The sequence below is a fragment of the Microcoleus sp. Pol17C6 genome, from assembly GCF_036701145.1.
GTDB lineage: Bacteria > Cyanobacteriota > Cyanobacteriia > Cyanobacteriales > Microcoleaceae > Microcoleus.
Genome location: NZ_JAUBQH010000055.1, coordinates 1 through 12,190 on the forward strand (window position 1 = coordinate 1; position 12,190 = coordinate 12,190).

At 47.3% G+C, this 12,190-nt stretch carries 9 protein-coding genes and 1 pseudogene; 4 read left to right on the forward strand and 6 right to left on the reverse strand.

Annotation, left to right across the window (positions count from 1 at the left end; all coding sequences use genetic code 11):
• Window positions 1–141, forward strand: a pseudogene (locus tag QUA25_RS22470) (photosystem II q(b) protein); the annotation flags it as partial.
• Window positions 142–477: 336 nt separating this feature from the next.
• On the opposite strand, the gene QUA25_RS22475 reads toward QUA25_RS22470, so the two are convergent.
• Complete coding sequence (locus tag QUA25_RS22475) at window positions 478–759, reverse strand: XisI protein (RefSeq protein WP_333041350.1); 282 nt, start codon at window positions 757–759, stop codon at window positions 478–480.
• A 489-nt stretch (window positions 760–1,248) separates the two neighbouring features.
• On the opposite strand from QUA25_RS22475, the gene QUA25_RS22480 reads away from it, so the two are divergent.
• Window positions 1,249–1,851 carry a hypothetical protein gene (locus QUA25_RS22480; protein ID WP_333041351.1) on the forward strand — a complete coding sequence of 201 codons (603 nt, stop codon included), beginning with the start codon at window positions 1,249–1,251 and terminating at the stop codon, window positions 1,849–1,851.
• Between the two features lie 202 nt (window positions 1,852–2,053).
• Here QUA25_RS22480 and gltB read toward each other — a convergent pair whose 3' ends face one another.
• Entirely contained in the window at window positions 2,054–6,640 is a 4,587-nt protein-coding gene (gene gltB / locus QUA25_RS22485) for a glutamate synthase large subunit (protein ID WP_333041352.1), read from the reverse strand.
• Between the two features lie 1,006 nt (window positions 6,641–7,646).
• Here gltB and QUA25_RS22490 point away from each other — a divergent pair.
• Together QUA25_RS22490 and QUA25_RS22495 are read left to right on the forward strand one after the other, a co-directional pair.
• A complete protein-coding gene (locus tag QUA25_RS22490) occupies window positions 7,647–8,066 on the forward strand; it encodes a phosphomannose isomerase type II C-terminal cupin domain (RefSeq protein ID WP_190693399.1) in 420 nt (139 codons plus the stop codon).
• 139 nt (window positions 8,067–8,205) lie between these two features.
• Window positions 8,206–8,535 carry an iron-sulfur cluster assembly accessory protein gene (locus QUA25_RS22495; RefSeq protein ID WP_333041353.1) on the forward strand — a complete coding sequence of 110 codons (330 nt, stop codon included), beginning with the start codon at window positions 8,206–8,208 and terminating at the stop codon, window positions 8,533–8,535.
• A 532-nt stretch (window positions 8,536–9,067) separates the two neighbouring features.
• Here the strand turns inward: QUA25_RS22495 and QUA25_RS22500 are convergent.
• From QUA25_RS22500 to QUA25_RS22515, 4 genes are all read right to left on the reverse strand, one after another.
• On the reverse strand, window positions 9,068–10,054 hold the full coding sequence (locus tag QUA25_RS22500) for a glycosyltransferase (protein WP_333041354.1): 987 nt from the start codon (window positions 10,052–10,054) through the stop codon (window positions 9,068–9,070).
• 340 nt (window positions 10,055–10,394) lie between these two features.
• A complete protein-coding gene (locus tag QUA25_RS22505; protein WP_333041355.1) occupies window positions 10,395–11,609 on the reverse strand; it encodes a response regulator in 1,215 nt (404 codons plus the stop codon).
• Window positions 11,610–11,825: 216 nt separating this feature from the next.
• Window positions 11,826–12,056: a membrane protein insertion efficiency factor YidD gene (gene yidD / locus QUA25_RS22510; RefSeq protein ID WP_333041356.1), complete on the reverse strand. Its 231-nt coding sequence runs from the start codon at window positions 12,054–12,056 to the stop codon at window positions 11,826–11,828.
• Window positions 12,057–12,061: 5 nt separating this feature from the next.
• Window positions 12,062–12,190 (reverse strand): hypothetical protein, encoded by a 129-nt coding sequence (locus tag QUA25_RS22515; RefSeq protein ID WP_333041357.1) that lies wholly within the window; start codon window positions 12,188–12,190, stop codon window positions 12,062–12,064.

Below are 12,190 nucleotides of genomic sequence, written 5' to 3' on the forward strand. Positions count from 1 at the left end.
AATACTTGGGCTGATGTGATCAACCGCGCTAACTTGGGTATGGAAGTAATGCACGAGCGCAATGCTCACAACTTCCCGCTTGACTTGGCTGCTAGTGAAGTCACTCCTGTAGCTTTGGTTGCTCCTTCTATCAATGGCTAAGTTTTAGTCCTCGATTACAAAAAGCGCTCCTAGAAATAGGGGCGCTTTTTGTTTTGGGAAAAAAGATTTTTACTGCGGGGATGGGAAGTATCGCAGCCGTTAAGGCAGTTAGGACGCTTGACCTAAGACATCTTCAATTGCCAGAATGTAAACAATCAAACTGTTCCAGTTGTTGGCGGCTTCGACTCTTTAATCAAGACTCTTCTTGGCTCAATCTTCTTTAGGTAGAGGAGAATATGGTGGTAAGTAAACTAATGTTTCAAAAAAAATTTTGTTCAATAAATAACCATCAATAGCTGTGCGATCGAGCTTTTTAATTTTCCCATCCCTGAAGTGCTACGAAGCTACTGCAAAATCTGTGTACTGCCGCATCCCAGGCTCGTGAAATGCCAAAACAATATCTTCCTTGGGAACTCCAGCGCGCACCAAATCCGTTGCAATCCCATCTTCAGTCCAGTCTTCCTCAATCCAGAATTTGCGATCGCGAATCCGAACGTAAACAGTGATACCGATAATGCGATCGCCCTTTGGCCAGCCCAGGTTGATCCACATATAATGACCGTTTTGCTCGTCGGTAATTAAGAATGTCTCGATGTCTGGTTGAGGATGGCGGTACAATTATAGATACTCGGTTAAAATCCGCTTGATTAGTTTGGAGACTCGATTAGTTTATCTATTGTACAATTCCCTATAGTTATGCAGCAAAACTATTAACAAATCTAACTGTAGGTCTGTCTAACCGAGTTGGCGCTCGAAAAGAACTTTCAGGTAGCGTAGTATATACTAGAAAATCCTCAATATTTTTTGAGTAGGTATTGACAGAAAATAAAATATGCGGTAATTTACGGTAAAATAGGTGTTTGTCACGCAAATGTAAATCAATATGTAGTTAGCTTGCTGATTTGTTAGTGAGGGCCTGGCTGAAAAAAAATTTGCGAGACAGAAGTTCATGGCTGTTGTTTTCCGCTAGAGAATTGCTAAAAGTTATCTATAACAGTATGGTTATGGTGAAGCTCAGTATTTATTGCTATGCGTGTAGTTGCTGAACTGGTAAGCCAGTCCACTCGGTCATACACTACAAAAAGATGGGTGCTAGGTGAAGTCAGAATGAAATTAGGAGACATAACAGAGCCAATGTTAAAGCTTCTTGAAGATGCTGGAGAAGCAGAGGCTTTGCTTAATAAGGAGCCGAATACGCAATTTTTTCGGCGTGCATACATCCGCAGCATTTTTGCTTCTATAGAAGGAATAATTTGGCTGATTAAGCAAACTTGCCTTAAAGCAAAATCACGTAATGGAGTTCTGCAAATGACTATTGCAGAATATGCCATGCTTGCCGATGAAAGTTATGGTCTAAAAGGTAATGGCGAAACATCTATTCAAACAAAATTTCTGAGGCTTTCCGATAATCTTATTTTTACAGTGAAGGTTGTTAACCGTCTGTTGAAAATGCAGCTTGAACTTGGAATTGGAACAACTACATGGAAAAAATTTCAAACAGCTATTGCAATTCGGAACAGAATTACTCATCCTAAGAAGGTATCTGACATTGACATCTCAGATGATGAGATAGAAATTTGTAAGGAGGTTAGTGGTTGGTTCAATAATATTGTGGCTATATTTATTCAAAATTTAGTTAATCTATCAACTTCAGAAACCGGGGAAGTCAGAAACCGGGTTTCTCACCAAAATCTCGGTGAGAATGCTTAAATTATCGCAGAAACCTGGTTTCTTGGATTGGGGGTGATCGCGCCGCAGTCAGAAACCGGGTTTCTTCCTAAATCTTGGTGGGGATTCCAAGATTGTCGCAGAAACCCGGTTTCTTGGACTAGGCGCGGGGGTTCAGAAACCGGGTTTCTTCCTAAATCTCGGTGGTGATGCCAAGATTATCGCAGAAACCCGGTTTCTTAGACTAGCTGCCGCCAATCCGAGCGACATCGCGAGCATTTTCTTCAAATGCAGCCGTCAGCGCATCATCACCGCTTAAACCCGATGCGATCGCCCTTTCAATAGCCTGCAACACCCGCTTATAATCCCTCGGCATCACCTTCACAAACACCGGCACCATCTCATCCCACGCAGCCAGAACCTTCGATGCTTTCGCACTTCCAGTCAAATCAAAGTGAGTCTGAATTAACTGCCGCAAATCGCTAATCTCCTCAACATCCTCCAATTTTTCCAAATCCACCATCGACATATTGCAGCGAGTAGCAAAATCCCCCGCTTCATCCAAAATGTAAGCCACACCGCCACTCATACCTGCGGCAAAATTGCGCCCGGTTTCACCCAAAACTACAACTTTGCCGCCCGTCATGTACTCGCAACCGTGATCGCCCACACCTTCAACTACCGCGTTAACGCCGGAGTTACGCACCCCAAAACGTTCGCCCGCCATCCCTCGGATGAAAACCTCGCCGGATGTCGCGCCGTAAAGCACTACGTTACCGACAATCACGTTTTCCTCCGCGACAAAGGTAGAATCTGGCGACGGATACAAGATAATCTTGCCGCCGCTGAGCCCTTTGCCCAAATAGTCGTTAGCTTCGCCTTCGAGCTCCAGGGTGACACCCTTGGGCACGAATGCGCCAAAGCTTTGCCCAGCGCTGCCTTGGAAGTGCAGGTGTACCGTGTCATCCGGCAAACCTTCCCAGTTGCGTTTGGTGATTTCGTTGCCGAGAATTGTGCCGACAACGCGGTTGACATTGGTAATCGGCAGTTTGGCGTGTACTTTTTCGCCATTTTCGATCGCACCTTTGCACAAATCCAACAACACCGTCATGTCGATCGACTTTTCTAAACCGTGCTCCTGCGCCATCTGACAATAGCGGCCGACATCCGCCCCAACCTCCGGCTGATAAAGGATTTTCGAGAAATCCAAACCCTTAGCCTTCCAGTGTTCCACCGCTTGTTTCGCTTCCAAAACATCAGTCCGCCCCACCATTTCATTCAGCGTGCGGAAGCCCAACTGCGCCATAATTTCCCGGACTTCCTGCGCGACGAAGGTCATAAAGTTTACCGTGTGCTCTGGGTCGCCGGTAAAGTTTTTCCGCAGTAGCGGGTCTTGCGTTGCCACACCCACCGGGCAAGTGTTCAGGTGGCAAACGCGCATCATAATGCAGCCCAATGTCACCAGCGGCGCGGTCGCAAAACCGAATTCCTCAGCGCCAAGCAAGGCAGCAATTACTACATCGCGGCCGGTTTTCATTTGACCGTCAGTTTCTACGACAATCCGGCTGCGGAGATTGTTGAGTACCAAAGTTTGGTGAGTTTCAGCCAGTCCCAATTCCCAAGGTAATCCCGCGTGTTTGATCGAAGTTTGCGGCGAAGCGCCGGTTCCGCCGTCGTAGCCGGAAATCAACACGACATCGGCGTGGGCCTTAGCAACACCCGCCGCGATCGTCCCGACTCCAACTTCCGACACGAGTTTCACGCTAATCCGCGCTTCCCGGTTGGCATTTTTCAAGTCGTGAATCAATTCTGCCAAATCTTCGATCGAATAAATGTCGTGGTGAGGAGGAGGCGAAATCAAACCCACACCCGGAGTCGAGTTCCGCACCTTCGCAATCCACGGGTATACTTTTTTACCGGGCAACTGTCCGCCTTCACCTGGTTTCGCGCCTTGCGCCATCTTGATTTGCAGTTCCCGCGCTTGGGAAAGGTACAAGCTGGTAACGCCGAAACGCCCGGAAGCAACTTGTTTGATCGCGCTGTTTTTCGAGTCGCCGCGATCGTTCGTCCAAGTGTAGCGTTCCGGATCTTCGCCGCCTTCACCGGTGTTCGATTTGCCACCAATGCGGTTCATCGCTACTGCTAGCGATTCGTGGGCTTCCTTAGAAATCGAACCGTAACTCATCGCCCCAGTTTTAAAGCGTTTGAGAATAGATTCGATCGGCTCAACTTCCTCAATGGGTATCGATTCCCGCTGCTTGAATTGCAGCAAACCGCGCAGGGTAAAATGCTGCTGGTTTTGTTCGTTTACCAGCCCCGAATACTGTTTGAAAAGCGTATAACTGCCATCGCGCACCGACTTTTGCAGGGCGTGAATTGTCTGCGGACTAAACAAATGCGCTTCGCCTTCTTTCCGCCACTGATATTCGCCGCCAACATCGAGAGTATGTCCGCTGGAAGGGCGATCGGGGAAAGCGTGATTGTGGCGCAAAATTGCTTCTTGGGCGATGACTTCGAGGTCTACGCCTTCAATCCGCGAGGCTGTCCAAGCAAAGTATTTATCGACTACGGATTTATTTAAGCCGATCGCCTCAAAAATCTGCGCGCCGCGATAACTTTGAATTGTGGAAATCCCAATTTTCGAGGCAACTTTCGTCACCCCTTTAGTGGCGGCTTTGATGTAGTTTTTGCAAGCAGCTTTGTACTCGACATTTAGCAGCAGTCCTTCGCGGATCGAATCGGCGATCGTCTCAAAAGCCAAATACGGATTAATCGCGCCGCAACCATATCCAATAAGTGTCGCAAAGTGATGCACTTCCCTCGGTTCGCCGGATTCGAGCACGAGTCCCGCCCGCGTGCGCGTACCTTTGCGGATCAAGTGGTGGTGCAGGCCCGCAACTGCCAGCAGCGCCGGAATTGGGGCTTTGTCTGGACTGATACCCCGATCGCTCAAAATGATGATATTCACCCCGGAGGCGATCGCGCTGTCTGCTGCTGCAAAAACCTCTTCTAAAGCCTGTTCTAGACCTTTCAGGCCGCTTTTGGGGTCAAACAAAATCGGCACGGTGATGGACTTGAAATTGCCCTCATTTACGTGTTGGAGCTTAGCTAATTCTTCATTGCTGAGAATTGGCGTTTTCAGTTCAATCAAATGACAGCTTTCCGGTTCCGGTTTGAGCAAATTGCGTTCAGCGCCGATCGTAGTTTCGGCAGAAGTTACAATTTCTTCGCGGATAGAATCGATCGGCGGATTGGTAACTTGAGCAAACAACTGCTGGAAGTATTCGTAAAGCAGTTTTGGGCGGTTGGAAAGCACCGCCAGCGGCGTATCCGCACCCATCGCGCCGACAGCTTCCACGCCATCTTTCGCCATCGGCGCTAACAGCAACCGCAGTTCTTCAAAGGTGTAGCCAAAGGCCATTTGCCGCTGCAATAATGTTTCGGGATGAGATTCTGCTACTGCCGGCGCATCTTTGAGTTTGGCGATTTCGACCATGTGCTGGTCGATCCACTCGCGGTACGGGTGTTCTGTGGCGATTTTGGTTTTAATTTCCTCATCAGAGACGATGCGGCCTTCCTCGGTATTTACCAGAAACATCCGCCCCGGTTGCAAGCGGCCGTTGGATGCAATTCGTTCTGGGGCGATCGGCAAAACTCCCGCTTCCGATGCCATAATTACCAAGTCGTCTTTGGTAACGCAGTAGCGGGAAGGGCGCAAACCGTTGCGATCGAGTACGGCCCCGATCGAAGTACCATCGGTAAAGGCGATCGAAGCCGGGCCGTCCCAAGGTTCCATCAAGCAAGAATGGTATTCGTAGAAAGCTTTTTTCTCGTCACTCATGGACTCGTGGGCTGTCCAAGGTTCGGGAATCATCATCATTACAGCGTGCGGCAAAGAACGCCCGGCCAAATTCAGCAATTCCAAAGCATTGTCAAAAATCGTCGAGTCGCTGCCTTCGATATTGATTAAATTGGGGATTTTCTTTAAGTCATCGCCGAATAGTTCCGACTCGAACAGCGATTGCCGCGCGTGCATCCAGTTAATGTTGCCGCGCATCGTGTTAATTTCGCCGTTGTGAGCGATGTAGCGGTAAGGGTGCGATCGTTCCCAACTCGGAAAAGTATTCGTGCTGAAGCGCGAGTGAACCAGGGCTAGAGCGCTTTCCATGTCGGGGTCGTGCAGTTCAGGATAGTAATCGCCGACTTGCACCGGCATTAACATACCCTTGTAGACGATCGTCCGGCAGGAGAGTGTGGAATTATACCAGTATGGGTCTGTGTTAGTCCTGCGGATGGCATTGTGAGCCCGTTTGCGGATGACGTACAGTTTCCGCTCGAAAGCCGCCTCGTCAATACCTGCCGCCCGCCGGAGGAACACTTGTTGCATGAAGGGTTCGCTAGATTTGGCGGTGTCGCCGAGGGACGAGTTGTCCGTGGGAACATCGCGCCAGCCCAGCACTTCCTGGCCTTCTTCTGCCGCGATTTCCTCAAAAATGCGCTGGCCGTTTTCGCGTTCAGTTCGATTTGGCGACGAGTAAATCGCGCCAACGCCGTATTCGCCGGCTTCGGGAAGTTCGATGTTTAGGGCCGCCGTTACTTTCTTGAGAAACTTGTGGGGTAGCTGCATCAAAATCCCCGCCCCGTCTCCGGTGTTGGGTTCGCAGCCGCACGCGCCCCGGTGGTCGAGGTTCAAGAGGATTGTCAGTGCCTGCTCGACAATTTCGTGGGATTTGTTACCCTTCATGTGTACGATGAATCCGACTCCGCAAGCGTCGTGCTCGAACTGCGGATCGTACAGACCTTGCTTTTGTGGCAGTCCGTTGCTGTTCATTTATTTTGATGCTCCTGTCAAAGTGACGAAAAGATGTTGATCTAGAGTAGAGGATGGGATGCCGATCGCTCTAGTATCATGTATTATATGTGGATCTACTCAATTGGGTAGAGCTACCAAAAAATCCAAACTTATTCGATCCGAGTAAAAAAATAGTTAAAGCCGATAACTTAACTATGGAACCCGGAGGTTAAAGATTTATGCTTAAAGACTCTTCAATTAGGTGAATTATTAAACCGCAGAGGCCGCAGAGAGCGCAGAGGAAGAGCAGAGAGATGAGTAATTCCGATACTAACTCACATCTTGCATTCTTGTTAATAAGCTTTTTAAGGGCGGGCTTTCCGACCCAGCGCACAATATTTACTCTCTGTGGAACAGGCCGGAAAGCCTGTTGTTGAGAAATGAGTTTATAGCATTGTTAATGCGACTGTATCCTCAGCGTCTGGGTGACATTCTCCAGCAGCATTTTGCCTTCTCAACAGTAATGAGTATTTCTGAATAATTGCAAAAAGTCGATCGACTCAAAGCCTGGTTAGATAGCTTTGGGCCGCTTTGTCCCACCCTGGTTGCAGAATTGAAAAAACTCTACGACGTTCGGTTCACTTATCACTGCTTCACAGAACTTAGCCAAACTTATTCAAGTCTAACTATTCAACCAGGTTTCATCCCAGAGGGTCTCTAACCAGATGCTAGAAGTTTTGCAACAGCAGTCTCAAGAGCTGGATTAGGATTCACCTTTAATCAATATTCAAGAACCAGCGCCCTTTCTATGAAGATTTGATGTAGATTGGGGCGATCGAGCAAATATCAGGTGACAACAGCTATGTTGGTTTTGCTATGGTTGTTAAGGCAAGTCGATCGGGCTGAGCACAACTCTTGCAAAACTCTACAGTCGGCTAACCAGTCCCCGCAGGTGGGCTTCGGTTTTAACTATAGATTAGTTAATCTCAAAAAACAACGTCGTTTACCAAAGGATTCCGCAAGCAATCCTCAAGGAGTGAAAATCATGGTTCAGATTCAAGAAATTTCTCAAGTATCTACCCTGCACGCACCTGCAGCACCCAACGGAATAGCCGCTACAGAATTGCGGCCTTGGGGCTCCTTTACGACTTTAGAAGAAGGCCCAGGATATAAAATTAAGCGGATCGAAGTTAAGTCGGGACACCGCCTCAGCCTGCAAATGCACCACCACCGCAGCGAACACTGGATTGTGGTTTCTGGTACTGCAAAAGTTACTTGTGGCGAAACTGAACAAGTTCTGTTTACAAATCAGTCTACCTACGTTCCTCAGTGCACTTCTCATCGGCTGGAAAATCCGGGAGTTATCCCCCTGGTTTTAATTGAGGTGCAGAATGGCGAATATCTCGGAGAAGATGATATTATCCGCTTTCAAGACGATTATGCTCGTAATGAAAAGGCTAAGTAACTCAAGTTGCTAAAAATATAGGGGTAAGGTGCGCGGTTCGGCGCACTTTACATTCTCCGGATAAGTTACACGCCTAGGCACATTCTACATTTTCAAAACTCAACATTACTTCCCAATTACCAATTACCAATTACTCATAATGATTCATCTGAGCAAAACAGCAGCAACAGAAGTAACGCGCCTCAAGTCGAAGCATCCGAACCCCCATGCTTTATTTCGTCTGGGCGTGGAATCGAGCGGCTGCTCCGGTTTGTCTTATACAATGGCATTTGACGATGCGCCAGCCCCAGAAGACGCTGTATGCGAGTCGGAGGGAGTTCAAGTAGCGATCGACCCCCAGCACTTAAAATATCTCAATGAGCTCACCTTGGATTATTCAGAAGACTTGATGGGCGGAGGTTTCCGATTTCACAATCCCAATGCCGCCCAAAGCTGTAGCTGCGGCAACTCCTTTTCGGCTAAGGAATAATCAATAGGATGACACTCAAAGACTTAGAAAAAGGTCAAAAAACCTTCAAATAAGCCTGTCAAGACTACCGATATCGACGCCTGTTCAGGATTAGGAATTGACGGTAATATCGAACTCAGAACTCCCGCTCCTTACGCCATTCGGACTAAAGCCAACTGTCACAAATAGGGGTTGAAATTTAGGTATGTAGTTGCGCTTCAGCGCTCTTAACTTAGAGAAGAGCGCTGAAGCGCAACTACATACCTTTGTTTAATGTGCCAGTTGCGTAAGTCCTATATACCTAGGTTCCTAGAAAACCAGTAGGGTAAGGTGCGTCGCCCGAAACAATCTGCAAGTGTCATCGAAAATTTAACAGTTTCCCACCTACAGATTAGCACCACATAATATACCCTTGATGAGGACAATTAGGTGTATCTCACCTCCGTGAGAAGCGCTATAGATGGTTAGTAAAATCTGCTTTTACGATCGCGCAAGTTATACTATCACGAATCAACCAGAAATGACATACAAGCTCGATCGACTATCAACACAATCAAGCTGGCGTACCGAGAATAGTCCACTGCATTAACTGCTGCCACTCTGCAGATTGAGCTAATAAATCGGCATCGAATTCATTTCCCGCATCCTGCGAAAACTCGGCGAAAGCTTCCGCCCAATTAATTACTGTTTCCACAGGCAAATAAGGCGTATAATTCCAAGAACGCTGCAAAAACTCTACCATCTCAACAGAATGACCGGTGCGGTACAAATACCAAGCAATCCAAACTAAGGTACTGTACTTGATTTGCTTTTCCAACAAACGTATTTTATCCGGCAACTCGGGGCGGGCAAAAAAATTGTCCATCACTGCGGCGAGGGATTTAGCCTGGGGTAAACCTTTGTACATGGCGCTTTGTTCGTGCTGGCGGTAGCAAACAGTTACTTGCGGCAGCCAATCTGCTTCGCATCCCATTAAGGCTAAACGCAGCACTAAATCTGTATCTTCCGCCGGTGGAAATCGAGGATCAAATCCGCCGGCGCGCTCTAACCACTGACGGCGAAATACCATCGCGCTGGGTAATACTGGTTTCCACCGCAGCCACATTTCTAAGTCTAATTTAGGGACATTTTGCCAGAGTTTGACATCTTTTAACGGTTCGCCTATACTATTAACTAGACGCCAGCCGCTGTGGACTATTCCTAGATGTGGTTTCGCTGCAAATACAGCCATTTGTGCTGCTAATTTGTCGGGTAAAAAGTAGTCGTCAGCATCGAGAAAAGCGATGAATTCTCCTCGCGATAGCTCGATGCCGTGATTTCTGGCAATCGAAACTCCTTGATTTTGTTGGTAAATGTAGCGAATTCGATCGCCATATTTCTCTAAAACTAACTTGGTATCGTCTCGGGAGCCGTCGTCTACGACAATAATTTCCCAGTTAGTATAGGTTTGGTGCAGAACGCTATCTACGGCTTGGCCGACGTAAGCAGCACAGTTGTAAGCCGGAATTACTACGCTCACCTGCGGGGTGCGATCGCTCATAATTAATATCAAGTTTTATGGATTATACCATTTTAGATTTTAGATTTTAGATTTTAGATTTTAGATTTTAGATTAAAAAACTGGAAAGGACTGATGAGCCTCTGGCTGGAAACTTGCCTACAGTTGCATTCTTTTTGTTAACAGGTTGGAACAGATATTAGAATCAATACCCGCTGAGCAGGTTTAGGGAAATCTTGGCTTTGAAATCAAGAAAAACCATGCAACCGCCCCTACAAGATTTATTGGTAAAATTCGGTGGCGTCTTTATTTTACAATACTTATCGGGTGCCCCGGAGGCTCACGCGCCCGATAAGTGACGCTTGATCAGCATAATTTGGGTTCAAGAATTTGCCAGGGTAAGTTGTCGTGAATGGAGTATATCTTGGGGGCGAATGGCTGAAGGGTGGCCATCGCCTTTTACCTTCAAATACTTGTCAACTATTTGCAAAACCTGTTCGGGATTGGCTGGCTTCCTCAAAAAATCGGAAGCACCTGTCAATTTCGCTCGCGTGCGGTCAATTATACTGTCTTGACTGGTCAAAAACACAATCGGAGTTTCGCGAAAAGCAGGTGTTTTTCGCAAAAAATTGCACAAAGCAAAGCCACTTGTCTTCGGCATCACCACGTCCATAAAAATTAAAGCAGGCTTTTGTTTGGCGAGGAGGCCCACTCCCTGCATGGGGTCTTGAATTTTTAGGACTCGATACCCCTCCGGCAATAAAATTTGTTCTAAAAATTCGCAAACTGTCGGACTGTCATCGATACAGGCAATCAAAGGGCGACCCGCCCCGGCCATCGCTGCGGCAAGGCGCCACTGTTCTATAGGCGACGGTAAGTCTGGTACTGTTCGGAAATTTACTAAACCCTGTTTGATGTAATTAACTAAAGCGCGAGTTGCCACAGTCACGCACTGCTTTTTCTTAAATGCAATATCCCAAAGAGTATTCTCGCCGTTGAATACGTTACCCAAAGCGATCAAAGAATTAGAGCTAAATCGATTTTGCTGCAACTGGGCTGATGCTTTTAAAAGTGGTGCTTGTTCTGGATCTACCAGCCACAAACCCATTGCTTTCCACTTCTGCCAAATTTCTTCTGTACAACACAGAATTTTCTCTACTTCTGTTAAAGACAGCAGCAAAGAAGAGGTAATTGTAGAAAAATATTTCTGGGACGGACGCCACTCCCGGCGCAAACCCGATTGACCGATCACAGCAAATAACACTTCGGAAAGGCTGGTGTGGACGATCGCCCTAGCTTGTTCCAGGCTCATTTCGCTGGCTGCTATCCCTCGCTGAAGCAGTTGATATTCCCACAGTTCTCCAGCATCGAGGTCTCTGAGATCCACTTGAAAGTTTCGACAGTGTTGCCCAATCGCCCTGTACCAGCGTCTCGCTCTGTGCGCTCCTCCCGTGGCATACACCAAACTACCCTGAAAAAAGTAAAGTTGCCACTGTTGTTCCCCTTGCTCTAACACCAGTTTCCCTGTTGCTTGTTTCTGGCTGAGTACAGCCAGAGTATGGGACAACATTTTGTATCCGATTGCGGTAGCAGACATATCAACTCGCATCCCCTGTACTCTGTTTGTACCATTATATAGCTGCTGAGTTTTGAAAGATAACAGTAATATTACTGAATTTGGGTTAAGAAACACCACTACTTGTGCGAATTTAACCCTCTTAGGGAGTGATTCCCCTCGGTAGTTTTAGCCATGAGGATGCAACGCCTATTTGCACTATTAACTAATAACTAAAATCCGGCTTCTAACTAATAACTAATTCCCCTCGCTATCTTTAGGAGGTACTGGATCGAAACCCCCTGGATGAAAAGGATGACAGCGCAAAATTCGCTTAACCGCCATCGAGCTGCCACGGGCCGGCCCAAATCTTTCTATTGCTTCGATCGCGTATTGCGAACAAGTTGGCTGAAATCTACAGGCGTTAGGCAGGTAAGGAGAAATCCCCATTTTGTAGCCTCGGATTAATCCGATCAGCAATATCTTCACAATTTTTACCTCAGCGATTGATTAGATTTATAGGCCAATCTCGTCCCGTACCGCTGTAAGCTAGGTGCATCGAGAGCATTCCCAGCGGTTAGAGTTCCGCCAACTTTTCCTGTACCAATTATACCTATTTTCAT

Excerpts from the sequence above, each read along its gene's own strand:
- QUA25_RS22480 (WP_333041351.1), top strand. The coding sequence starts at position 1,249 with ATGAAATTAGGAGACATAACAGAGCCAATGTTAAAGCTTCTTGAAGAT.
- gltB (WP_333041352.1), bottom strand. The coding sequence starts at position 6,640 with ATGAACAGCAACGGACTGCCACAAAAGCAAGGTCTGTACGATCCGCAG.
- QUA25_RS22490 (WP_190693399.1), top strand. The coding sequence starts at position 7,647 with ATGGTTCAGATTCAAGAAATTTCTCAAGTATCTACCCTGCACGCACCT.
- QUA25_RS22495 (WP_333041353.1), top strand. The coding sequence starts at position 8,206 with ATGATTCATCTGAGCAAAACAGCAGCAACAGAAGTAACGCGCCTCAAG.
- QUA25_RS22500 (WP_333041354.1), bottom strand. The coding sequence starts at position 10,054 with ATGAGCGATCGCACCCCGCAGGTGAGCGTAGTAATTCCGGCTTACAAC.
- QUA25_RS22505 (WP_333041355.1), bottom strand. The coding sequence starts at position 11,609 with ATGTCTGCTACCGCAATCGGATACAAAATGTTGTCCCATACTCTGGCT.
- QUA25_RS22515 (WP_333041357.1), bottom strand. The coding sequence starts at position 12,190 with ATGAAAATAGGTATAATTGGTACAGGAAAAGTTGGCGGAACTCTAACC.